This is a genomic window from Nocardia arthritidis, assembly GCF_011801145.1.
In the GTDB taxonomy this organism is placed as follows: Bacteria; Actinomycetota; Actinomycetes; order Mycobacteriales; family Mycobacteriaceae; genus Nocardia; species Nocardia arthritidis_A.
In genome coordinates this window covers 7,218,273-7,241,254 of sequence record NZ_CP046172.1, presented here as the reverse complement: position 1 = coordinate 7,241,254, position 22,982 = coordinate 7,218,273, and the positions used below count along the sequence as shown (strand labels likewise).

At 65.3% G+C, this 22,982-nt stretch carries 21 protein-coding genes; 14 read left to right on the top strand and 7 right to left on the bottom strand.

Annotated elements, in window-relative coordinates:
• Window positions 1-43 precede the first annotated feature (43 nt).
• Window positions 44-1,849 carry a ribonuclease J gene (locus F5544_RS32435; protein ID WP_174867637.1) on the top strand — a complete coding sequence of 602 codons (1,806 nt, stop codon included), beginning with the start codon at window positions 44-46 and terminating at the stop codon, window positions 1,847-1,849.
• Window positions 1,850-1,955: 106 nt separating this feature from the next.
• Here the strand turns inward: F5544_RS32435 and F5544_RS32430 are convergent, their stop codons facing one another.
• Together F5544_RS32430 and F5544_RS32425 are read right to left on the bottom strand one after the other, a co-directional pair.
• The gene (locus F5544_RS32430) at window positions 1,956-2,516 is read right to left on the bottom strand and encodes a hypothetical protein (protein WP_167476706.1); all 561 of its coding nucleotides are present in this window, start codon (window positions 2,514-2,516) and stop codon (window positions 1,956-1,958) included.
• 22 nt (window positions 2,517-2,538) lie between these two features.
• Window positions 2,539-2,922, bottom strand: coding sequence for a DUF4189 domain-containing protein (locus F5544_RS32425; protein WP_167476705.1), 384 nt, complete (start codon window positions 2,920-2,922; stop codon window positions 2,539-2,541).
• Window positions 2,923-3,099: 177 nt separating this feature from the next.
• On the opposite strand from F5544_RS32425, the gene F5544_RS32420 reads away from it, so the two are divergent.
• The 4 genes from F5544_RS32420 (at window position 3,100) to F5544_RS32405 (ending at window position 7,339) form a co-directional block, all read left to right on the top strand.
• A complete protein-coding gene (locus F5544_RS32420; protein ID WP_167476704.1) occupies window positions 3,100-3,684 on the top strand; it encodes a hypothetical protein in 585 nt (194 codons plus the stop codon).
• 49 nt (window positions 3,685-3,733) lie between these two features.
• Window positions 3,734-4,372 carry a TIGR03085 family metal-binding protein gene (locus F5544_RS32415; protein ID WP_275106983.1) on the top strand — a complete coding sequence of 213 codons (639 nt, stop codon included), beginning with the start codon at window positions 3,734-3,736 and terminating at the stop codon, window positions 4,370-4,372.
• Window positions 4,373-4,539: 167 nt separating this feature from the next.
• Window positions 4,540-7,125 carry a DNA translocase FtsK gene (locus tag F5544_RS32410; protein WP_167476702.1) on the top strand — a complete coding sequence of 862 codons (2,586 nt, stop codon included), beginning with the start codon at window positions 4,540-4,542 and terminating at the stop codon, window positions 7,123-7,125.
• 49 nt (window positions 7,126-7,174) lie between these two features.
• Window positions 7,175-7,339: a hypothetical protein gene (locus F5544_RS32405; protein ID WP_167476701.1), complete on the top strand. Its 165-nt coding sequence runs from the start codon at window positions 7,175-7,177 to the stop codon at window positions 7,337-7,339.
• A gap of 39 nt (window positions 7,340-7,378) precedes the next feature.
• Here the strand turns inward: F5544_RS32405 and F5544_RS32400 are convergent, their stop codons facing one another.
• Complete coding sequence (locus F5544_RS32400) at window positions 7,379-7,555, bottom strand: hypothetical protein (protein ID WP_167476700.1); 177 nt, start codon at window positions 7,553-7,555, stop codon at window positions 7,379-7,381.
• An 18-nt stretch (window positions 7,556-7,573) separates the two neighbouring features.
• On the opposite strand from F5544_RS32400, the gene F5544_RS32395 reads away from it, so the two are divergent.
• Window positions 7,574-8,221: a hypothetical protein gene (locus F5544_RS32395; RefSeq protein ID WP_174867450.1), complete on the top strand. Its 648-nt coding sequence runs from the start codon at window positions 7,574-7,576 to the stop codon at window positions 8,219-8,221.
• Between the two features lie 265 nt (window positions 8,222-8,486).
• Here F5544_RS32395 and F5544_RS32390 read toward each other — a convergent pair whose 3' ends face one another.
• Window positions 8,487-9,095 (bottom strand): TetR/AcrR family transcriptional regulator, encoded by a 609-nt coding sequence (locus F5544_RS32390; RefSeq protein ID WP_167476699.1) that lies wholly within the window; start codon window positions 9,093-9,095, stop codon window positions 8,487-8,489.
• Window positions 9,096-9,485: 390 nt separating this feature from the next.
• Here F5544_RS32390 and F5544_RS32385 point away from each other — a divergent pair, with 390 nt between their 5' ends.
• Window positions 9,486-10,616, top strand: a complete 1,131-nt coding sequence (locus tag F5544_RS32385; protein ID WP_167476698.1) for a Gfo/Idh/MocA family protein — start codon at window positions 9,486-9,488, stop codon at window positions 10,614-10,616.
• A 49-nt stretch (window positions 10,617-10,665) separates the two neighbouring features.
• Here F5544_RS32385 and F5544_RS32380 read toward each other — a convergent pair whose 3' ends face one another.
• A complete protein-coding gene (locus tag F5544_RS32380; protein WP_238846774.1) occupies window positions 10,666-12,129 on the bottom strand; it encodes a lipase family protein in 1,464 nt (487 codons plus the stop codon).
• 447 nt (window positions 12,130-12,576) lie between these two features.
• Here F5544_RS32380 and F5544_RS32375 point away from each other — a divergent pair, with 447 nt between their 5' ends.
• From F5544_RS32375 to F5544_RS32365, 3 genes are all read left to right on the top strand, one after another.
• A complete protein-coding gene (locus F5544_RS32375; protein ID WP_238846773.1) occupies window positions 12,577-13,446 on the top strand; it encodes an esterase/lipase family protein in 870 nt (289 codons plus the stop codon).
• A 129-nt stretch (window positions 13,447-13,575) separates the two neighbouring features.
• Complete coding sequence (locus tag F5544_RS32370) at window positions 13,576-13,977, top strand: hypothetical protein (protein WP_167476696.1); 402 nt, start codon at window positions 13,576-13,578, stop codon at window positions 13,975-13,977.
• A 108-nt stretch (window positions 13,978-14,085) separates the two neighbouring features.
• Window positions 14,086-14,289 carry a twin-arginine translocation signal domain-containing protein gene (locus tag F5544_RS32365; RefSeq protein ID WP_167476695.1) on the top strand — a complete coding sequence of 68 codons (204 nt, stop codon included), beginning with the start codon at window positions 14,086-14,088 and terminating at the stop codon, window positions 14,287-14,289.
• A gap of 24 nt (window positions 14,290-14,313) precedes the next feature.
• Here the strand turns inward: F5544_RS32365 and F5544_RS32360 are convergent, their stop codons facing one another.
• Entirely contained in the window at window positions 14,314-15,543 is a 1,230-nt protein-coding gene (locus tag F5544_RS32360; RefSeq protein WP_238846772.1) for a sensor histidine kinase, read from the bottom strand.
• 503 nt (window positions 15,544-16,046) lie between these two features.
• On the opposite strand from F5544_RS32360, the gene F5544_RS32355 reads away from it, so the two are divergent.
• Window positions 16,047-16,739 (top strand): hypothetical protein, encoded by a 693-nt coding sequence (locus F5544_RS32355; RefSeq protein WP_167476693.1) that lies wholly within the window; start codon window positions 16,047-16,049, stop codon window positions 16,737-16,739.
• 69 nt (window positions 16,740-16,808) lie between these two features.
• Here F5544_RS32355 and F5544_RS32350 read toward each other — a convergent pair whose 3' ends face one another.
• Window positions 16,809-17,453 (bottom strand): nucleoside deaminase, encoded by a 645-nt coding sequence (locus F5544_RS32350; protein WP_167476692.1) that lies wholly within the window; start codon window positions 17,451-17,453, stop codon window positions 16,809-16,811.
• 354 nt (window positions 17,454-17,807) lie between these two features.
• Here F5544_RS32350 and F5544_RS32345 point away from each other — a divergent pair, with 354 nt between their 5' ends.
• From F5544_RS32345 to F5544_RS32335, 3 genes are all read left to right on the top strand, one after another.
• On the top strand, window positions 17,808-18,851 hold the full coding sequence (locus F5544_RS32345) for a ParB/RepB/Spo0J family partition protein (protein ID WP_167476691.1): 1,044 nt from the start codon (window positions 17,808-17,810) through the stop codon (window positions 18,849-18,851).
• A 425-nt stretch (window positions 18,852-19,276) separates the two neighbouring features.
• A complete protein-coding gene (locus tag F5544_RS32340) occupies window positions 19,277-22,078 on the top strand; it encodes a helix-turn-helix transcriptional regulator (protein WP_342760392.1) in 2,802 nt (933 codons plus the stop codon).
• 160 nt (window positions 22,079-22,238) lie between these two features.
• The gene (locus F5544_RS32335; RefSeq protein ID WP_167476689.1) at window positions 22,239-22,907 is read left to right on the top strand and encodes a response regulator transcription factor; all 669 of its coding nucleotides are present in this window, start codon (window positions 22,239-22,241) and stop codon (window positions 22,905-22,907) included.
• Window positions 22,908-22,982 lie beyond the last annotated feature (75 nt).

The following is a 22,982-nucleotide window of genomic DNA, read 5'->3' as shown; positions in this document are numbered from 1 at the left end:
ACCCAGGAAGACCAGGTCGAAGGCCAAGGCCGCCGAACCGAAAATGTCCGCGCCGAGCGGTGATTCGGCCCAGCAGGGGAACGGGCAGTCGCGCAGGGGGCGCGGCCGCCAGCCCGGTCGGCGCGCCGAACAGCCGGTGGCGCAGCAGGATTCGCGGGCCGCGGTGGCCCCGCAGGATCGGCTCGGCGCACCGCCGCCGCTGCCCAAGAACGGCCTGCGCGTATTCGCGCTCGGCGGTATCGGCGAAATCGGCCGCAATATGACCGTTTTCGAATACGGCGGCAAACTGCTCATCGTCGACTGCGGCGTACTGTTCCCGGAGGATCAGCAGCCGGGTGTCGACCTGATCCTGCCCGACTTCCGGGCCATCGAGGACCGGATGGCCGATGTACAGGCCATCGTGCTGACGCACGGTCACGAGGATCACATCGGCGCGGTGCCGTTCCTGCTGCGCATGCGCGGCGATATCCCGGTGGTCGGCGCCAAGTTCACCCTCGCGCTGGTCGCGGCGAAATGCCGGGAGCACCGCCAGCAGCCGAAGCTCATCGAGGTGATCGAGGGCCAGAAGACCGAGCACGGTCCGTTCGAATGCGAATACTTCGCGGTCAACCACTCCATTCCGGACGCCATCGCGGTGGCCATCCGCACCCCGGCCGGTGTCGCACTGCATACCGGTGACATCAAGCTCGACCAGCTGCCGCTGGACGGGCGGCTCACCGACCTGGCCGGCTTCTCCCGGCTGGGTGACGAGGGCGTCGACCTGTTCCTGGTCGACTCCACCAATGCCGAGGTGCCCGGTTTCGTGACGCCGGAGCGGGAGATCGGCGGTGTGCTGGACAACGTCATCGGCAAGGCGCGCAACCGGGTGATCGTCGCCTCGTTCGCCAGCCACGTGCATCGCATCCAGCAGGTGGTCGACGTGGCCCAGAAGTACGGGCGCAGAGTGTGTTTCGTCGGCCGCTCGATGGTCCGCAATATGCAGATCGCCCAGGACCTCGGCTATCTGACGGTGCCCGACGGCGTGGTCGTGGATCTGGACGTCGCCGCGACGCTGCCGGGCGACCGGCTGGTGCTGATCTCGACGGGTTCGCAGGGCGAGCCGCTGTCGGCGCTGTCCAGGATGGCGCGCGGTGACCACCGCCAGATCAATATCCGCGCCGACGATCTGGTCGTGCTGGCCTCCTCGCTGATTCCCGGCAACGAGAATTCGGTGTTCGCGGTGGTCAACGGTCTGGCCCGGCTCGGGGCGACGGTGATAACGCAGCAGAATGCCAAGGTGCACGTCTCCGGTCACGCGTCCGCGGGCGAACTGCTGTACCTGTACAACGCGGTTCGGCCCACCAATGCCATGCCGGTGCACGGCGAATGGCGGCATCTGCGCGCGAATGCGGCGCTGGCCGTCGCCACCGGTGTGCCCGAGGAGCGGGTGGTGCTCGCCGAGGACGGTGTGGTCGTCGACCTGGTCGACGGCATCGCATCGATCGTCGGCCGGGTGCCGGTCGGGCATGTGTACGTCGACGGGCTCTCGGTGGGCGATGTCGGCGAGTCGACGCTGTCGGACCGGTTGGTGCTCGGCGAGGGCGGTTTCATCGCGATCACCGTCGCCATCGATGAGACGACGGGTAAGGCGGTGAGCACGCCGGAGGTGAACGGTCGCGGCTTCTCCGACGATCCGACGGCGCTCACCGAGGCCGCCGAGCTCGTGGAGGCCGAACTGCTGCGGCTGGCCACCGAGGGCGTCACCGATACGCACCGGATCGCGCAGGGCGTGCGCCGCGTCGTCGGTCGCTGGGTGGCCGAGACCTACCGGCGCAGGCCGATGATCGTGCCCACTGTGATAGGCGTCTAGCATCGCGGAGCGATTCGGTGGGGGGTGGTGGTCGGGCGACGGGTGGGCCTAGGCAAACGAAAGCCGCTGGGAGACAAGATCTCCCAGCGGCTTTTCGGTCAGCGGCTCACTCCTGGCAGGCGGCGGACTCGATCTTCGCGGTCTTCACGATGTTGCAGGCGAACACGTGCGAGACCTTCCATTCCTTGCCCTCGGCGATGAATTCGATGAACGAACCGCCCTCCAGCGGCTTGCCGTCGATGGTGACATCGGCGTCGGCCTTCAGCTTGCCGTCCTGCGGCGGGTTGACCTTGGTGACGGTGACCTTCACCTTGTTCTTCTTCGCCGCCTCTACCAGGTTTTGCACCAGGTACGGATCCTGTTCCGCGGCCTGGATCCAGGAGATCTTCTCCTTGTTACCGATCGACGGATCGAAGGCCTTGGAGATGCGATCGTTGAGTTCCTGGACGGTCGGCGTGTCCAGGTTCGGCGGGGCGGGCGTGGTCGGCGCGACGCCGGTGGCCTTGTCACCCTTGTCGGAGCCGCCCTGGACATCGCCCGCGCCGGACGGCTTGGCCGAGCTCGTGGTCGTCGCCGAGTTGTCGGAGGTGCTGCACGCGGCGCCGAAGCAGAGCGCGGCCGCGCCGAGCACCACGGCCACGGCCGTGCGGAAAGTACGGTGTTTCACGAAAATTCCTCTCGATCCCAGCTCAGCCGTGGTTGGACGTGCAGTTCCAGTGCACGATGGCGGCGCCGCCGTTGTTGTACGACAGCGCTTTGTTCTGCGCGCCGATCCTGGAGGCCGCATAGCCCCAGCTCCAGGTGCCGGTGCTGCGCGAGTAGGCGACCGCGCCGCAGCCGTTGGCGAACCATTCGACGGCCTGGCAATCGGCCTGGCCGCACTGGCTGACCGCCCGCGACTGCGCGGTCCCCGAATCCGCGTAGTCGTACGAGTAGCCGATGTAACCGGTGGAGTACGAGATGGCGATGGCACCGTAGTAGTAGCCGGCCGCATTGGCCTGCGGCGCGCTGACGGCCAGCGTGGCGCCTGCCGCGGCTACCATGGCGGCCGCACCGGTGACGAATTTCCGCAAAGGAAGGACTCCCCTCTGTATTGACAGGTCCACGACCCTGATGGACCGAGTAGTCAAGGTACAGAGCCGGTCCAGCAAACGCCACCCCGGATATTCGGGTGTGTGTGGCGGTTCCGGGCGAATCGGGCATTCCGGAATCGGCCTCCGACCGGCGCGCCCGCTGGATAGTCTCGTCCGGTGGAAGGCAAGGCGCAACTCAACGGTTTGGTGGTGCTGTACGCATACCTGCAGCGAATCTTTATGTACGACAAGGTTATTGCCGGTTTAGGCGCGGCGCCGGTAGCGGGGGACGGCTGGGATTGGCCAGCCTGTTTGGACGAGGTCGGCGTCGTCATCGGGCGGTTCGATCGGCTGGCGGGCCTATCGGATCCGGATGTGACAAGGTTGCTGGACATTCTTGGCGAGGTTCGCGCCGCCATGCGGCGCAGGCGGCCCGATCCCGACGCATCGCTGCCGGAGCGGCTCGCCGCGGTCGCCGGTGATCTGCACGGCGGTATGCACAGCAACGACGGAATCGTCTTCTGGGGCGAAACTTTCGATTCCACCGTGGCCGACCGGTATCGCCAGCGCACGCGCACCCATCGTTCGATGGTCAATACCATCAACGGCTATGTCGCGAAGGCGACCGACGGCGGCGTGCTGACCGCCGACGATCTGGCCAGGGTCGATGCCTGGTTCACCAAGGTATGCACCGGATCGCCCGGTATCGAGCGCGATCTCACGCGGGCAGGGGAGCTCCTGCGGGGAAACTGCGCGCGCTGAACCTGTTTCGTACCTCCCGTGTGACGCGGATGATCGGTATGTTCAGCGTGTGACTCCGGGACAACGGACGCTGGCCCAGCGGGAACGTCAGGCATTGGTGGCGACGATGGCGGCCGCCGGGCCCGACGCGCCGACGCTCTGCGGAACCTGGCTGGTCCGAGATCTGGCCGCGCACTTGGTGGTTCGCGAACGCCGCCCCGACGCCGCACCCGGCGTCATGGTGCCCGCGCTGGCCGGATATCTGGAGGCGGTGCGGACCGCGTACGCCCGCAGGCCGTTTCAGCAGCTGCTGGAGCTGGTGCGCACCGGGCCGCCGTGGTGGTCGCCGCTGCGTCCGGTCGACGCGCTGGTGAACTCCGTCGAGTACTTCGTACATCACGAGGATGTGCGTCGTGGCGCACCGGGTTGGGAGCCACGCGTGCTGCCCGTCGCCGATGAGCGGCAGCTGTGGAATATGTTGCGGCGCACCGCATCGTTCGGCTACCGGAAGGCGCCGGTGCGGGTCGCGCTGGTGACGCCGGATGGGTCCGAGCTCCGTGTCGGCGCGAAATCCGGTGCGACGGTGACGCTTCGGGCCCCGGCCTCGGAGCTGACGCTGTACTCGATGGGGCGCGGCGAGGTCCGCGTCGAGATCACCGGGGAACCGGCCGCCGTCGAGGCGCTGGCCCGCTTCGATCGCTCGGTCTGACGGATCGCCGCCGCGGCGCGCCCGCGACACGGCGAAACGCCGTCCGTGCGGCGTGGCGGCCGGTATCGTCTCCGACCTGGGCATCCCGCCCGGTTTCGCCCGCTGGGACGGGCGATACCTGTGTTGCGGATGGTCTCTATGGGGCGTTTGCCGCTAGCCTGATTGCCATGGCAGGTAAGTCCCGCAGCACCACCACACGTGCGCGGGCGGGATCGGCGCGGGGGCGGACCACTGCGGCACGGTCCCGTTCCGGCACCGCGCGTTCCGGCGCGTCGCGCGGCCGCACCGCTCCGGTGCGCCGACCGGCGCGTCGTCGGTCGAACACCGCGCCGCTGGCCGTATTCGGCCGCGGCGTCAGCAACGGCTGGCTCATGCTCGCGCGCGGCGTCGGCGCGACCACGCGGACGTTGAGCAAGGCGGGTGATATCGAGCACGGCCACCGCCGCGACGGCATCGCACTCGGCCTGATCGCGCTCAGCGCCGTGATCGCCGCCGCGGTGTGGCTGTCGGCGGGTGGGCCGGTCGGCCATTGGGTGGAGGAGGCGATCCGGGCCGTATCCGGTTCGGCCTCGGCCGGTTTGCCGTTCGTCGCCACGGCCATCGCGGTCATCCTGATGCGCACCGAACCGCATCCGGAGATCCGGCCGCGCCTGGTGCTCGGCGGGCTGCTGGTCGGCCTGCCCATGCTCGGGCTCTGGCATATCGCCGCGGGCACGCCCACCGACGCGCACGGTCGTTCGCGCGCGGCGGGTTTCGTCGGTTTCGTGGTCGGCGGCCCGTTGACCGACGGCCTCACCGCCTGGCTGTCGGTGCCGATCCTGTTGCTGGCCATCGCCTTCGGCGTGCTGCTGCTCACCGGCACCACGGTGCGTGAGGTGCCTGCCCGGCTGCGCGAATACTTCGGCACCGGCAGCGGCGGCGACGAATACGGCGATTACGACGGCGATTACGATCCGGCCAACTACGACGCCGACGGCTTCCCGGTGCATCGCAAGCGGTCGCGGCGGCGCGGCACCCCGGCCGAGAACTATCCGGCCGACGAATACGGCGATCCGGACGCGGTCACCGAGATCATCGGCGAGCCGCCGCTGCGGGACGCGAAAACCATTGCCACCGCCCAGAATTTCGGCACCGAGGCCGAGGAGGAGCCGCCCGCGCCGCCCAAGCCGAAGAAGCGCCAGCCCAAGGTCGAGGTCAAGGATCAGACCCCGCCGCCGCCGAAGCAGCTCGAATTCGTGCCGGAGCGGGTGGTGGAGGGCGATTACACGCTGCCGCCGCTGTCCCTGCTCACCGATGGCGATCCGCCCAAGAAACGCAGCGCCGCAAACGAATCGATGATCGAGGCGATCACCGAGGTGCTGGTGCAGTTCAAGATCGACGCGGCGGTCACCGGCTTCGTCCGCGGCCCGACGGTCACCCGCTACGAGGTGGAGCTCGGGCCGGGCGTGAAGGTGGAGAAGATCACCGCGCTGGCCCGCAATATCGCGTATGCCGTTGCGACGGAGAACGTTCGGCTGCTCGCACCGATCCCGGGCAAATCCGCGGTCGGCATCGAGGTACCCAATGCCGACCGCGAGCTGGTGCGGCTGGCCGATGTGCTGAAATCCCCGTCGACCCGAAACGACCACCACCCCTTGGTGATCGGGCTCGGCAAGAATATCGAGGGCGATTTCCTCGCGGCCAATCTGGCCAAGATGCCGCATCTGCTGGTGGCCGGTTCCACCGGCTCCGGTAAGTCGAGTTTCGTGAATTCCATGCTGGTTTCGCTGCTGCAGCGGGCCACCCCGGACGAGGTCAGGATGATCCTGATCGACCCGAAGATGGTGGAACTCACACCGTACGAGGGCATTCCGCACCTGATCACGCCGATCATCACCCAGCCGAAGAAGGCGGCCGCCGCGCTGGCCTGGCTGGTGGAGGAGATGGAGCAGCGCTATCAGGACATGCAGGCCAACAAGGTCCGGCATATCGACGACTTCAACAAGAAGGTGAAATCCGGCGCGATCACCGCCCCGTTGGGCAGCGAACGGGTGTACCGGCCCTACCCGTACATCCTGGCCATCGTCGACGAACTCGCCGACCTGATGATGACCGCGCCGCGCGATGTCGAGGACGCGATCGTGCGCATCACCCAGAAGGCCAGGGCCGCGGGCATTCACCTGGTGCTGGCCACCCAGCGTCCGTCGGTGGACGTGGTCACCGGTCTGATCAAGACGAACGTGCCGTCCCGGCTGGCCTTCGCCACCTCCTCGCTGACCGACTCCCGGGTCATCCTGGATCAGCCGGGCGCGGAGAAGCTGATCGGCATGGGCGATGGCCTGTTCCTGCCCATGGGCGCCAACAAGCCCACCCGATTGCAGGGCGCGTTCATCTCCGACGAGGAGATCCACGCCGTCGTCGAATTCAGCAAGAATCAGGCCGAACCCGAGTATCAGGAGGGCGTCACCACCGCGAAGGCGGGCGAGGCGAAGGATATCGATCCGGATATCGGCGACGATCTGGACGTCTTCGTGCAGGCCGTCGAGCTCGTCGTCACCTCGCAATTCGGTTCGACGTCGATGTTGCAGCGCAAGCTGCGGGTCGGCTTCGCCAAGGCGGGCCGCCTGATGGATCTCATGGAGACCCGCGGCGTCGTCGGGCCGAGTGAGGGTTCCAAGGCGCGCGATGTGCTGGTGAAACCCGATGAGCTCGAGGGCCTGCTCTGGTCCATTCGCGGCGGTGGCCCAGCCGACCCGGACGATTCAGAGGGTTAGCTCAGGATCCTCTGAAACACCGCCCAGTATCCCGAACGATGGTTGATATATGACGGGTGTGCGAGCGGTGTTCGGGGATATTGTCGAGGTGTTCCGGGGTTTCGGTCGTGGGCTGCTGGATGGCCACTCCGCGCTGATCCGCGATTGCTGGCAGGAAGGCCAGGATTCGAACGCGCACAAGGAGCCACGCGTCGCTGCGGAACTCGTCGGCTGATCACCGCTCGGTCCTGCTGTCGGCTGATCGCGGGTCGGATCAGCGGTCGCCGTCGGATGTGCCGGGGTCGGGTTGCTCGCCGAGGCGGGCGTGTAGCCGGTCTCGAATCTGGTCCGGGGTGTAGGCGCGGCGTTTGCGTTCGGAACGCACGATGATCACACCGGTCGCCGCGACACCCGCGGCCCCCGCCAAGCCGAGTACCTTCCACCAGCGCATACGCCTAGGCTAGTCGCCGTGCCACGTGACGCGTCCTCGAGTATCGGATTGGCTGAAGCGGTGGAGCTCACGCGGACGGGTGACTTATGGCTGTTCCGTGGGCATTCCGGCGCCGACCGCGCGATTCGAGGGTTGACCAACAGCCCGGTCAACCACGTCGGCATGGCGATGGTCATCGATGACCTACCGGCTCTGATCTGGCATGCCGAACTCGGCCGGGCGCTGCCGGATATCTGGTCGGGCAATCACCATCGTGGCGCTCAGCTGCACGATCTGCGGGCCGCGGCCATGCGCTGGGCCAACGAGTACGGCCAGCAGGCATGGCTTCGCCAGCTCGATCGGCCGGTGACCCGCGAGATGGAGGATGCCGCGCTGCGGATGGTGGCCCGGCTGGACGGCATGCCCTTTCCGTCCACCAGCGCGCTGGCGGGCAGGTGGTTGCGGGGCCGGGTGCCGCTGCCGAAGCGGCCGCGCGAATCCGCCGCCGGTCTGGAGAACGCGTACTGCGCGGAGATCGTCGCCATGACGTATCAGGCCATGGGTTTGCTGCCGGAAAAGCGTCCGAATTGGTATGACCCGGGCCGGTTTTGGAGCGGCGACAAGCTGCGTCTGGCCGAGGGCTATCACCTCGGCGGGGAAATCGCGGTGAACATTCCCGCGCGTTGATCGTGCGGTCCCGGACCAGAGAGCCGGGGCGCACAGGCGGATTCTATTGCGGCGCAATGGTTTGCTCGAGCCTTGACCGACTCGGCCACCGCGGCACCCACTGAGGCTATCGAACGCTCGCCGGTGCGAACCACTTTGAGCAAACGCCTGTTCTTCGAGCCCGCGAACGCGGTGCCGGACAAGGATTCCGACGCCGGCGGGATCTCGTAGGTTGTGGCGTGCGTCCTCGCCGGATACCGGTCGCGGCCCGAGGGTCGGCCGGTCGCTATGGCTGTGTGGCGGCCGAATTCACGCAGGCGAGGAAGATCTGGGCTAGCCGCTCGGCTAGGCGTGCGATCGACATATCGGTGAATTCGCCGTAGATGGGCGCCGATTCGGTCCACTCCTGGATTGCGTAGGTCACTGCCCCGACCACCGTGATCGCGGCGAATTCGTATGAGCCGGGCGCGATCTCGCCGCGTTGTGCGGCGGATTCCGCCTCGAAGACCAGGAGGGCCGCGAGGCGGCGGCGGCGCTCGCGCCGCCATGCCTCGACCGTATCCGCGACTCGGACGACTTCGACGAAGCAGACCCGTGCGGTGAGCCGGTCCGGACATGTCGCGGACAGGAAGGCTTCGAATGCCCGTGCCGCGCGCGTCTGGATATGCTCACCCGTCGAGGCCGCCAGACTCGCGGCGACGCGCTCGACCGCGATCATGTCCTTCTCGTCGACGATCGACATCAGCAGCCGATCCAGACCGGCGAACTCTTCGTAGAACGACCGCCGCGACACCCGCGCCCGCCCACAGATATCGGTGATCGATACCGCGGTGAACCCACGGTCGCCGAACAGTTGAATGCCGGCGTCGAGCATGCGGCGCCGACGTTCATTCACCCTGTCGTGATGGCTGAGGCCCTGATACACACGCTCCGATTTCGTAGGTCGAGGCGGCGAACCCACGTCGGCAACCCCTTTCGCTCAGCGCTCGAACTGGACAGGGTCTGGCCGTGCCCCTGATTCGGTATTCGAGCGTACCGAACACTGTGGGCTATCGGCGTCCGCGTGGTCGGTGCGGCATGAGGGTGTGGCGCGATCCATTCATCTGGTACGGTGAAGTACAAGATTGCTAGATGTATGCCAAACTCATACGCCGGACCGCCGAGTCCGGCGCGGATTTCGGTGCCGCACCTCGAAAGGGGAGTGGCCATGGGCCCTTTGCCTTCGCCGGTGACTCGATGATGAAGCCGTTGCCGAGCGGTAAGGACGTATCGAAGGGATATCGCGGTGACTCATGTACACCCGCCCGGGTCGGCAATAGGGGTTGGAATTGTGGGCCTGAGCGCCTTCGGGGGGTGGGCCGCCGAGGCTCACGTTCCCGCTTTGCAGAAGCTGCCGGGGTTCGAGCTGCGCGCGCTGGCCGCGAGCAGCGTCGCCTCGGCGAAATCCGCGGGCGAGAAGTTCGGTGTCGGCCTGACGTTCGACAATGTCGAGGAACTCGCGCAGCGGGACGAAGTCGACTTGGTCGTTGTTTCCGTCCAGGTCCGCGAGCACAGGAGCCTCGTGCTGTCCGCGCTCGGGGCGAAGAAAATGGTCCTGTGTGAATGGCCTTTGGGTGTCGACCTCGCCGAGGCCGAGGAGATCGCCGCCGACGCGGCCGCAACGGGTGTGCGCACATTCATCGGTCTGCAGGCGCGGTCCGCGCCCGCGGTGCGTTATCTACGCGATTTGATCCGCGACGGCTACGTCGGCGAGGTGCTTTCCACGAGCGTTATCGCATCGACAATGCTGTGGGGGCGAACTTTCGATAGAAAGAATGCCTACATCCTCGATCGCAACGGGGGCGCCACAATGTTGACGGTCCCTTTCGGCCACACGATCGATGGCTTGACCTCGGTACTCGGTGAGTTCACCGAATGCACTGCCACGACCGCGACCCGGCGGGGGCGGGTATTCGACAAGCACAGCGGCGAACCTGCCGTTATGACAGCAGAGGATCAGATCGCGGTCACCGGCACGCTGAATGGGGGAGCGGTCGCGTCGATTCATTTTCGTGGTGGGCACACCCGGGGCACCAATTTCTTGTGGGAGATCAATGGAACCCATGGCGACCTGCGGGTCACCGGCCAGACCGGACACTTGGGCCTAGGACAGTTCAAGATATACGGGGGCCGACTGGGCGACACCGCGGTCACCGAGCTGCCCGTTCCGGTGGAATATAAACTACCGCAGTTCATCGGAGATCGTGAGCAAAACGCGTATGCGGTCGCGCATCAATACGCCGCGATACTGTCCGATATCGTCGATAATACTCGGCTCGCCCCTGATTTCGCACACGGCGTCGATCGCCACAGGTTGATCGATAGCGTTCGACGTGCGGCGGAAAGCGGACGCCGACAAATAATCCAGATCGGTTGAACCGTCGAAATTCTCCACCCGGACCAGATTTCACTTGTTTCTCGGGTGGTCAGTGAATTCCGGCGCCCAGCGGGAACCCGGCTATCAGAGCGGCCAATGCGGGCACTTTGTCGGTCAGTAAACGGAGAAAGTCGCCGTCGGTGAAGGTGCTGGTCGGGTTGTCGATCGTGCATCCGGGCCGCATCGGCACGCCGTTCATGCGGTCGATCAGGAATTGGAAACCCTTCGGCGCCCAGGCGAATCCGCCGGTAATGTGCTCGGTCAGGAACTCCCGGGTGTAGACGACCTTCGCGTTCTGGTCGCGGCAGTATCCATCCACCACCCGATCGGTGCCCGCGATCGGAATGATCTCGTCGTTTTGCGCGTGATAGATGTACATCGGCACGTCCGGTGTCTGCTGCCCCAACTCCTGGGCGTGCATCGCCGATTCGAGTACAGGATTCTCCAGCAGATCGCCTTGGCCGGTGAAGGAACCGAGGTAATTCCATCCAGGGAATGTGACGGTTCCTTCTTCCTTACAGAGCATGCTTTTGAAGGTGATCATGAATCTGCCGAACCAGTCGAGTTGACTGTCGAGTACCTGCCGCACCTCCGGATACTCCGCGGCGAAGGAATAGAACGCCGTACCGACCAACCCGGCGAACAATCCACCGGAATTATGTCGCAGCAATCCCGCGAGATCGCCCATGACGACTCCACCGATGGTGGCGCCGACGATGTTCAGTTCGGGGGCGTATGTTTGCCGATGCTCGGCGGCCCAGCCTGTCGGAATGGTGCCTCCGGAATATCCCGCCATGACAACCGGGGTTCCCGCGCCCTGAGCCAGCTCCATCGGCGCGAAGCCCTCCGCGGCGCGGATACCGTCGAGTGTGGCCTGGCCGCCCAGAACCGCGCCACCGTATACCGAGTTCGGGCCTTCATAGTCGGGAATCGCCATCGCCCACCCCTGCGACAACCCCAAGGCGATCATCACGATCGGCATGACGTTGTTGTACCAATCGACGGGAATGGAGCCCTGCTGGATGACATACGACATCGCGCAGTACTTCGCCGTCGAGTCCTCCGCCTCCTGATACGAAAACAACTTTCGTCCGCCGTCGGGAGCGGGACCACGCGGTTCGAGTACCGTCGTCACGGTCGCGATCGGATTACCGTGGCTGTCGTTCGTGCGATAAAGCAGCTGCCAGGCATCGATATTCAACGGCAGCAGCGCCAAGAACGACGGTGTGATCTGCCGCGCCTTGATGATTCCGCCCGGTGGCGTGTCGACTATCGAATTGGCCGGCGCCTGATAGAAGGGATCGAACTCCGGCGGCAGCACCGCCACCGGCAATGGCTCGATTGGGACCTGTGCCGAACCCGGCGATCCCGCGGGTGTGGCCACCGATCGCCCGGTCCCGGCCGAGGCGCCGACCAGCGCCAGCGGTAACAGCAAGGTCAGCACGATCAGCACGCGGACCGCGATTCCCGAGCTCGGTCGCCGGACGCTGTGCATGAGAGTCCTCGTTGACATGCTCATCTCCTCAACAGTCGCCAGGATTGCTCACCGCAGCCAACCTTGGGCAATCCGGTACGATGGAATACCATATCCGAGATCGGTCGGCGTCGGTAGACCATCCGCTGTTTTGTCGGCAAATGAGCCGCCCTTCCTGGCTATCCGCCTGCGCGGGGTCGGCGGCTTTCGAAGGGTGATCTTCAGTTGTCCGAGAATTTGCTCTAAGCTAATCTGGTACTCGAAAATTCCGGATAGACGACTCGTTGAGGTCGGTGACGTTCAGGTCGACAGCATCGCGTCAACCGGATAGGAGGTCCCATGTATTCGAACTCATCGCCGCGCGTACCCAGTAGGGACGGCACCCCGGTCGAGGCCGGCGGTCGGGCACCTTCGTCGACGCGCCCGAAACGCGAAAAGCAGCGGCTCCGCACGGTATCGGCCGCGGTCGCCACAATTTTGCTAGGGGTGACACCGGGGCACGCCGCGGCGACCCCGCTGCCCGTCCCGTACTCACTCACCGCACTGGTCACCGCCAGCCTGACCGCGACGCCGCCCTACAACCCGCCCGGCGCCAACGACTGGGGCTGCATTCCGTCGGCGGAGCATCCGCGACCGGTCGTGCTCGTACACGGACTGAGTGGAAATGCCGAAAACAGTTGGCAGACCTACGCTCCGCTGCTCGCCAACGAGGGTTACTGCGTATTCGCCCTGACATATGGGGTATATCCGGGCGAGAGCGGACCATTGGCGGGAATAGGCGGTCGCCGACCGATCATCGAATCCAGCTCGGAACTCGCGGCATTCGTCGCGCAGGTGCGCCGGGCAACCAAGGCCGATCAGGTCGATATCGTCGGATGGTCCGAAGGCACGCTGGTCACCGCCGGATATCTGCAATTCGACGGCGGCGCCGAGAGCGTCGACAAGGTTGTCTCGCTGGCTCCGCTCTGGGCCGGAACCGCGATCGCGGGCGCACCGCATTCATATCCGTTCGATGTGAACGCGGCATTGGCGCCGGCGTGCGCCGCATGTGCGGATCTGCTCACCGGATCGGATTTCATCAACCGGCTGCAGGCGAGCGGTGTCTACTCACCACAGCCGCACTACACCAATATCGTCACCACGGCCGACCTTCAGGTGCAGCCGTACAGCAGCGGTATTCGCGACGCGGCGAATGCGACGAACATTGTGCTGCAAGACATCTGCCCGATCAACCTGTCCGGCCATCTGTCGATGTCGGTCGATCCAACAGTGGCCGCGCTCGTCCTACAGGCCTTGGACCCCTCGGCCGTTCGCCGGATCCCGTGCGCGGCATCCGAAGCGCCGCCCGGCACCTGAGGTGAGTCGACTGATCGCCGCCTCCATCGGCGCGCGTCTGCGTCGGTGACCGGCAATTCGAGCAGCGGGGCAGCGGGTCGTTGACCGATCACCGGGCGCTCGCCGGTGATCGACGGATTGGAGGACATCGTGAGAAACGCCGTCTTCGGGCTCGTGCTGACGGCGATCGTGACCGGCTGCGGTATCCACCTATCGCCGGAGGTCGCGGAGGTGCGCTACGCGTCCGCCGAACAAGGGTGTCGCAACGAGGCGCGATTCGATTGCCTCCCCGATTGGATCCCCAAGGCGGCGTTCGATATTCGCCTGCGCTACGACATCGATACCGCCGATCGGCTCCTGACCTTCCGGCTCCCCGCAGGGGCCGGGCTCGGGGGAATCTGCGCCCCCGCCAACTCCGTTGCGAAGCGACCACGGCTGTCGGCCGACTGGTGGTCCGACGATTACCCCGGGCACGCGGACCTCGCCTGCGGCGACTATCGCGGCCTGGTGCGCGGCGACGTTTTCTACGGTTGGGCGACCAACCAACGCTGAGGCGTGCTGGATCGGGCGCGGTCCAGTGCCACAATATGGTACTTTCAAATACCAGATAGCTGTAAGTTGTCCATTCCAGTAGCAATGCCGAATATGGGAGGGACCGACATGCCCCCTGCCGAGGAAAGATTCGGCCGGAGAAGCTTTCTCACCGCGTCGGCGGTGATGACCGGCGCTGCGATGACGGGTTTGCTGGGATCGACCATGGATTTCGCGCGGAAAATGGGCGCGACCACCGTCGCCCGGAACTTCGATACCGCCGTCGGAATCACCCCCGACCCCACCGACGGCCGATTCCGGATCTGGCGCTGACACAACCGATCAACTGGGACGTCTCTAGCTGCTCGAGGCCGAACCGCCGTTCTCCTTCGTGACCGCGACTCGCTCCTCGACTCGAAAGGTGGTCAGCGGCAGCCGGGCGACGACCTCCCAGGCGCCGGACACCGGTCCGGCCGAGATGCCACCGCCGAGCGCGGTCGCGCGTTCGTGCAGGTCGATCAGCCCGCATCGGCGCCCGGGTGGCGGGGTGGACCGACTGCTATTCGGTTCGGTGGGATTGCGCACCACGATGGTGAGAGTGGTTGTGTCCGTGTGCATTCCGATGTCGATCGGCTGTCCGGGCGCGTGCTTTATCGCGTTGGTCAGCGCCTCGTGGACGATCCGGTATGCCGCCTGGTCGATCGCGCTCGGCAGTTCGGCCTCGTTGAGTGTGGAGCGCACACGCACTTCGCTCCCTGCGGTAGTGGCCGCGTCGATGAGAAGGGGTAGTTGTGCGAGCCGCTGTGGCGCGGCCGGGCCGTCATCGTTGCCGAGCAGCTCGAGCATCGTCCGCATCTCCTGCAATGCGTCCACACTCTCGGACCTGATCGCGCCGACGAGGTCGGTCATCGCCGAGCTCGGGCTTCGGCGAGCCAGCACATCGAGCGCCGCCTCGGATTGGATCGCAATCGCCGAGAGATGGCCGGCGATCACGTCATGGAGGTCTCGTGCGATGAGCTTTCGCTCCTCGGCGATGGTTGCGCGGCGATCGAATTCGGCGACCAGCCTTATCGCCTGTACCCGTTTGCGTTCGGCATCGGCGATTGATTTGTGTGCGAAAACTATTGTCGCCCGCCAGATGGGCGTGGCGATGAATGCGACCAGTAGTGCGGCGATCAACATCGTCGTCCACCACTCGCCCGTGATCGCCAGCGTCGCGGATACTCCGGATGCGGCGACCGCGGCGCAGCCGATCGTCACGTACCGTGGCTGGTTGCCGCGCCCGTAGAGTACGGACGCGTAGATGAGGTCCGAATACAGCAACCAGATCGGTACGGACGGATCGAGCACCAGATCGACGGTCAGCGGTACCAAGCCGACCGCGAGTGCCGTCACAGGTTGTCTGCGGCGGAAGAATGTCATCAGACACATCACGGCGAGTACCGCCAACCGCACCGTCATCGGCGGTTGGGGCGAATCGAATACTGAGTCCAAGTCGGCGAAATAGAGCATCAGGCCGACTGTGAAACCGAAAATCGAGATCAGCGCGTCCTGTGTCCTTGCCGACAATGTCGACCAGTACTTCACCAGGTCATGGAAGCACACATCGAGGCTGCCTCGGGTCCGTCGAAAGTAGGAGACGGCTCGGTTCGACGAGGCCATATGCGGTCGGCCAACCGCGCGCAAGTTTTGCTTCGAGGTTGCCGAAGATCACATACGCCTGATCGTAGGTGCTACGGGAGCGTGAGGTTCGGAATTGCGAACAATTGTTTTATCAATTTGCTAGGGGTCGGTTATCGGGTCGATAGGGGGTCGGCCGTATTCGTTGACTTCGGCTTCGGCCGACGTGTAGTCGTTGGGGTGTAAGGATTTTCGTGATGGTCGGGGTGTGGTATGGCTGTGCGGCATCTGTAGGTCGCGTACGGCGGAATCTCCGCGTGCACAAATCCGTAACGCACGTTGGAGCGCGCCTCCTGGACTCCACTGGTTCACCGATATCACCCGCGTAGGCGGCGGCCCGGTGCCGCCGGCTGTCCCGCGCCGATAAGCCATGGCATTGTCCCGCCATGCCCCTGGAAGGATTCAGAAATATGAAGCTCACGAAGCTCGCCCTGGCCACCACGATTTTTACCGCCGCAGTGGGTATTTTCGCCGGCACGAGCTCCGCGGACGCCATCCCTCCGGTCGGCGTCTCCGTGCATACCGACAACGGTGTCGGCGTCATCGAAACCGATTCCGGCCAGCTGGTTTCCGAGGATGGGGTCTTCAAGGTGAAGTCCGCCGACGGCACCGTGCTCGCGGGCACGCCGCTGAAATTCCGGCTCGACGATTTCGAATTCCCCATCGATGCGGCCATTTCCGGCAACCGGGCCACCCTCACTCCGGCGTTCGACATGTCGCGCGCGGTTTACCACCCTGTCGCCCTGCCGTTCGACGATTCGGCCACCTGGAAGACGCCGTACGAGCGGGAGAAGGATGCCTGGAGCCGGATGGCCAGCACCGTCAGCCTCGGTATCAGCATCGCCGCCGTGGTCGGCGCCGTCGGCGGCGGCGCGATCGGTTGCCTGCTCGGCGGTTCGGTCGGCGCGCTCGCGGCGTTCGGCACCATCGTCGGCCTGCTCGGCCCGTTCCTGCCCGCCGCCGTCGTCGGCTGTGTGGCCGGCGCGAGCGTCGCCGCGCCGCTCGGCACGCTGGCCGCCCAGTTCGTCATCGCCGCACCGATCGCGATCGGGGCCGCGATTCAGTACTTCAGCACCATCAACGCGCCTTTCCCGGCGAAATAGCGGAGGCTCGCCAAGTGCGGGACGCGTTCGGCGACGCGTCCCGCACTGTGCCGTGGTGAACGGCGCGATCTAGCGGGGGCGGGTCCGGAAAAGGAGATCCATCACGTCGGCGCAGACGCCGCCCAGCAGATATTCAGGCTGGTAGATCTCGTGTGCCCGGGCCGCGAGTTCGATTGCCCCGATGGAGATCTGGCCGATGCCCGACTGCCGGATCGTTTCGACGGAACTGGCCCAGATCACTCGCGGAATCCGAGCCCAGGCGATCGTGCCGAGGCACATGGCGCAGGGTTCGCCCGTCGTATACATGGTGGTATTCGACCAGTCGTTATTTCCGTGTCGCTCGATATATGCGTTGATGGCCACGATCTCGGCGTGCTTGCCCGGGTGGGCCGCGCTGTTGTTGATTCCTTCGGCCATGAGCCGCCCATCGCGGTCCACGATGGTCGCGCAGAACGGACGCCTCGGGTTGTTCGCCGCCATTCGGATCACGCGGGCCATGAGCAGTTCATGAAATTGCAGCTCGGTCGGGGTCGGCCGGTAGTTGTTCAGCCGTTCGAGGGCGGTATTCGTAGCCTCGTCCAATTCGCAGATACTCGCGGCGGAACCGGTATTCGAGGCGTTCGCGATGAACGCCGTCGCCGAGGCGGCCAATGCCAATGTTGCCGTGCGCCGACGGATCGGTGAAAAGGTTTTATTGGAATTGGGTGATCCCATGAATGTATTCTGACACGGCAGCGAATTTTCCTGAAATAGTCCGGTCGACGCCGAACGGTGGCGTGAAACCTGTCGTCCGGGTGGCCGATTCGCCCGAATCGTGCCCGGTCCGGGCACCGGTAGCAAAGGTCGAGCGCCGGTCCGGGCAGGAGTCTCGACCCTGTGAGCAGCGGGTTCCCCAGATGGCACGCCGGTCACCGTTCGTCGGCGTCCGGTCCGCAATACGATGACAGCGCAGCGACCGTTCTCGTTAATTGTTGTCTGCCCCGCCTGTCCATCCGACCGCTTCGAGCTCCAACCGAAAGTCATCGAATCGTAGACGTTTCTGCAAAATTATTGCCCAAGGGGGACATCATGTTCATCGGTGCGGCGGTCCGGCGCACGCCGAGAGAAGTTTTCGATGTCGAAAGCACCTTTTCCGCGGCCGGCCCGATCCATGAACTGCCGTCGTGTTCGAATATCGTGGACGTCGCGATCTCCGAGCTGTTTCCATCGGATTCATCGCCCCGAACGGCGGGTGCGGACGCCGATCATGTGCGCGTGCTCGCCGAATCGGCGACCGCATTACCTCCGATCGTCGTCCACCGGCAGACGATGCAGATCATCGACGGCCTGCATCGGCTGCGTGCGGCTCAGCTGCGCGGGGATTCCACCATCGCGGCAGTATTCTTCGACGGCAGCGCCAATGAGGCGTTCATCCTGGCGGTGAAGCTGAATGCGACGCACGGTCTGCCACTGTCGTTGGCGGATCGAAAGGCTGCGGCATTACGTATCCTTTCCTCGTTTCCCGAATGGTCGGACCGGGCGGTCGCGGCGACCGTCGGCGTCTCGCCGAAGACCGTTTCCGCGATCCGGCGGCGGTCGACTGTGGAATCTCCACAGTCGACCGGGCGGATCGCGCGTAATGGGGTGCTGCATCGCTCCATCGGACCGGAGGGGCGGCGGCGGGCCGCCGAACTTTTCGCCGCCGACCCGAATGCGTCGGCGCGATCGGTGGCCGCGGCCGCCGGAATCTCGGTGACCACGGCGAAAGATGTACGTAAACGACTGCGTTGCGGGGAGGAACCGGTGCCCTCCCGTATGTGCCCCACCGATTCTCCCCCTAAACCTGGGGGCACATCAAAACCTGTCGACGACCCGACCCAGGTCCCCGACGTTCACCGGGTACTGCGGCAGTTGCGCAAAGACCCGTCATTGCGGTTCACCGAGACCGGTCGGCAGCTGCTGCGCTGGTTGGAATCGCCCTTCGGCGACCAGGTCGATTCCGACGCCGTCGTTCGGAACGTTCCGAGCCACTGCGTTCCCAGCCTTGCCGAACTTGCTCGGCAGCGCTCTCGTGATCTGCAGCGTCTGGCCGATTTGCTCGAGAGCCGAGCGCAATCCGACGCCACGATCTAGGCCCACCCGTCACCACCGACCCTCATCGGATCTCTGCGCGATGTTCGGTCGGTCGGCCGGGCGTGCTCGAGTGCGAGTTCGCCGATCCGCGCGCGGCCGGGCACGGCGAGCGGGTATTATTCGAGACCATATTTTCTGGGGCGAAGTAATCAAGGTATCCGCGCGACCAAAGATTCCAGTCAATTTGTCTACAATTTTCCGAATCGGCGGTCGCAGATCTCGCATAACGCACAAAATCTGCCGATTATTTCCACAACAGTGCCGAAGGCGACTTTGTGTCACCGGTCCCGGCGAGTCGGCGTATACGGCCGGATTCACCCCGAAGACCCGGGCTTGGCTTTGCCAATGGGTATTGGTAGCGTGCTATCCAACTCATTCCACGTGGAATCGCTTGCTGAAGCGTTAGAGCAGTTTGGGAGCGGCTAGTGGGGGCAGTAACTTCCGCAATCGGGAAGCCTTATGGAAGAAATCTCGTCGTGCGTAGTGAAGCCGAGCATATTTGTAAAATTTTCAACGAAGCAGTTTTGGTATCCGGTCGGCTGTCGGCGATTCTGATCACCGGACCGGTGGCGAATGGTAAATCGACGATTATGCAGCACGTCATGACGCACGCGGCCGAATCGGGTGCGGTGGTGCTCAAGGCATTCGGCGCCGAAGCGGAACGTGATTCGGCTTACGGCGTACTCGGTCAATTGATTCGTAATCCCGGGTTGGCCGGGGAATTTCGGGCCAGGGCAGGCCGATTGCTTGCCGATGGCATTCGGGCAGGGGGTCTCGGCGTACAGGCCATGGCGGAGTTGGCCCACATAGTCGTGTCGTGCTGCGGGACGACGCCGCTGCTCATCGCGATCGACGACCTGCAGGATGCCGACGCCGAGTCGCTGGAGTGGCTGTCCGTGCTGCTCCGCGAGGCGAGCGAGGCTCCGGTCATGGTCATCGCGGCGGGTTCGCCCGAGGTGAATATCCGGCATGCGAGCTTCTGCGTGGAATTGCTGCGGCAGGTGAATACCGTGCGGGTGAAGGTCGGCACCTTCAGCCGGGCCGAGGTCGTCGAGCTCGTCACCGAGGAGACGTCGGCGCGGTGGGCCCTGGCCATCGGCGAACGGTGCTTCGACATAAGTGGCGGAAATCCGCTGCTGGTCAAGGCGCTGCTCGAGGATCATCGACTGTCCGGCAACGCCGAGGACCAGGCGCTGGAGCCCGGTGACTACTTCGCGAGCGCGGTGACCAACTGCCTGCGCCGGATGGGCGCGCCGGAGCAGAACGCGATGCGTGCGCTGGCGGTACTCGGGCCCCGGGCCGCCACCGACACGCTCGAGCGACTGCTCGGGGCGGCGTCGATGGACGTGCGTCAGGCGCTGGTGTCGCTGCGCGAGACGGGCCTGATCGGTGATCGCGCGTCCTGCCACCCGGCCACGGCCGCCGCGGTGCTCGCCGATATGGCGGCCGCGGAGCGCCGGGAGTGGCACGGCGCGGCCGCCCGCGCGTTGTACCTGGAGGGTGCGGCGGTGACCGAGGTGGCCGCGCATCTGATCGCGGCGGACGCCGTCGAGACCAACTGGGGAATTCCGGTGCTGCGTGCCGCCGCGCAACAGGCGGTTATCGAGGATCGGGTGTCGTTCGGGGTGCAGGCCCTGGAACTCGCCTGCCGTGAATGCGATGACCAGGCAATGGTCGCGCTGCTGAAATCCGATCTCACGGGTCTGGTGTGGCGGGTCGACCCGGCCGCGGCCGGACGGCATATGGACGAATTGCTCGAACTTTTCCAGCACGGCCATCTGCGGGTGGCCGACGCCGCCGTACTCGTGCGCTATTTGCTCTGGCACGGTCGCGGTGAGGACGCCGTCGAAATTCTGCCCGCGATCATCGCGCGGAGCGAGGCCGCCGATTCGCGTTCGTCGACCGAATTGACGGTTACCTTGTTCAGCATTCAATGCTCGTATCCGCTGTTGCTGAATCGATTGCCGGATGAGGTGCGGGCATATTTCCACCGATTGCCGGTCGGGGCGCTGGAAACCTCGGATTATCCGGTGGCGTCCGCGCTCGGCCGGATCGTCGCCACTAGTGCGGACGACGACGCGCTCGCCCGCGCCGAGCATATTCTGCAGAGCCACCAGCACAACGATCCATTGCTGGAGTCGGTGCGGAGCGCCCTGTTCGCGCTGATTTATCTGGGAAAACTGGATAAGGCCGAGCAGTGGTGCGAGCGGCTGCTGCACCAGGTGCGCAAACGCCAGGCGCCCAGTTGGGAGGCATTGCTGGCGGCGGCACGCGCGGAGATCGCGATTCGCCGTGACGATCTGCTCGAGGCGGAGCACTACGCGCAATCGGCGCTGTCACTGATGTCGCCGCACGGCTGGGGTGTCGTCATCGGTGTGCCGTTGGCGGCGCTGTGCTTGGCCAGTATCGCCATGGGGAAGCTCGACCGGGCGGCCGAACTGATGCGACAGCCGGTGCCGAAACTCTTGCTGCAGACCAGGTTCGGGATCCACTACCTCTACGCACGCGGCTGCTTCTTTCTCGAGAACGATCAGCCGCACTCCGCGCTCGGCGATTTCCTCGCCTGCGGCGAACTGGCCAGGAAGAGCGATTGCGATATCCCGTCCGTTGCGCCGTGGCGGGTGGGCGCGGCAGACGCCTATCTGCGGATGGGCCAGCAGGAGCGGGCGGGTGAACTGCTGGACGAGCAACTCGCGATGGCCGGGGATGAACACGCGGTGGTGCGTGGGCGTGTCTTGCGGTTACGGGCGGCGATCACCGAGCTGCCCGGACGTCGTCAGCTGCTCGGTGAGGCGATCAACCTGTTGCAGGCGAACGGGGCGCGGTTGGAATTGGCGGTGGCTCTGCACGATCTCAGCCGCACCCACTACGCGCTCGGCGAACCCGGCCGCGCTCGCGAATTGGCCCGGCGCGCTTGGCATATCGCGCAGGCCAGCCATGCCGCCGGCATCAGCAGGCTGTTCTCCCGAGAGCTGACCGAGAGCGATTCGTCGATGTCCGAAACCGTCGAAACCCCGTCGGGTATCGACGGTTTGAGCGAGGCCGAGCGCCGGGTGGCGATGCTCGCCGCGCTCGGCTACCCCAACCGCGAGATCGCCGGCCGCCTCTACGTCACCGTCAGCACGGTCGAGCAGCACCTCACGCGGGTCTACCGGAAGCTGCGCGTGCGCGGCAGACAGGACCTGCCGATGTATCTGCGGCCCGCGACCATCGTGCCCCCGGCATGAACCGGGTGCGCATTACCGATCGAACGGCTGCGGCCCGCTATGGTCGATCGTCAGCGCAGTGGCCCGCGCGCCGAATAGACGCACGGGCCATCGGCGGCGCATATGGTGACCGGGTTGGGGGGTCTGTGCACGAGATCGTGATTTCGGGAATTATTGTTCTGTGACATCCGAGCGACCGATCCGGTTGATAGTTGTCGACGATCAGGCCGTGGTCCGGGAGGGGCTCGCGCTGCTGGTCGATCTCGTGCCCGGTATCGAGGTCGTCGGTGAGGCCGCCGACGGACACGAGGCCATCGAACTCGTCGAAAGTCTGCGTCCCGACGTGGTTCTCATGGATCTGTACATGCCCCGGTGCGACGGGATCGAGGCGACCACCGCCATTCGGCAGGCCCATCCGGAGACGAAGGTGGTCGTGCTGACCACCTACTCCGACGACGATCTGGTGATCCGGGCGCTGCAGGCGGGTGCGCTCGGCTACCTGACGAAATCCGCCGACCGGCACCAGATCGGCCGTGCGGTGCACGCGGCGGCGGCCGAGCAGGCGATCCTCGATCCGGCGGTGCAGGACACCCTGCTGGCCGCGGCGACGAACCGGAACCAGCCCGTGCGACCGAAGCGGCCGCAGCAGAGCCCGGACGATCCGCTGACCGGGCGGGAAAAAGAGGTTTTGGACCTGATGGCGGCCGGATACAACAACCGGGAGATCGCGCAGCAGTTGTACATCAGCGCGGCCACCGTCAAGAGCCACATAAACAGAATTTTCGCGAAGACCGGAAGCCGGGACCGCGTTCAGGCCATTCAGAACGCCAAGAATTTGAATCAGAAATAGCCCGGCTCGGCGCGACCGGCGCCGGTCGACCGTCGGCGAATCTGTTGGCCCGACGGCGGGCACCGGGGTCGTTAG

Bases quoted from the DNA above. Each gene is read 5' to 3' on its own strand.
- F5544_RS32345 (WP_167476691.1), top strand. From the start codon at position 17,808: ATGTTCATCGGTGCGGCGGTCCGGCGCACGCCGAGAGAAGTTTTCGAT.
- F5544_RS32380 (WP_238846774.1), bottom strand. From the start codon at position 12,129: ATGTCAACGAGGACTCTCATGCACAGCGTCCGGCGACCGAGCTCGGGA.
- F5544_RS32350 (WP_167476692.1), bottom strand. From the start codon at position 17,453: ATGGGATCACCCAATTCCAATAAAACCTTTTCACCGATCCGTCGGCGC.
- F5544_RS32435 (WP_174867637.1), top strand. From the start codon at position 44: ATGTCCGCGCCGAGCGGTGATTCGGCCCAGCAGGGGAACGGGCAGTCG.
- F5544_RS32410 (WP_167476702.1), top strand. From the start codon at position 4,540: ATGGCAGGTAAGTCCCGCAGCACCACCACACGTGCGCGGGCGGGATCG.
- F5544_RS32365 (WP_167476695.1), top strand. From the start codon at position 14,086: ATGCCCCCTGCCGAGGAAAGATTCGGCCGGAGAAGCTTTCTCACCGCG.
- F5544_RS32405 (WP_167476701.1), top strand. From the start codon at position 7,175: ATGACGGGTGTGCGAGCGGTGTTCGGGGATATTGTCGAGGTGTTCCGG.
- F5544_RS32400 (WP_167476700.1), bottom strand. From the start codon at position 7,555: ATGCGCTGGTGGAAGGTACTCGGCTTGGCGGGGGCCGCGGGTGTCGCG.
- F5544_RS32355 (WP_167476693.1), top strand. From the start codon at position 16,047: ATGAAGCTCACGAAGCTCGCCCTGGCCACCACGATTTTTACCGCCGCA.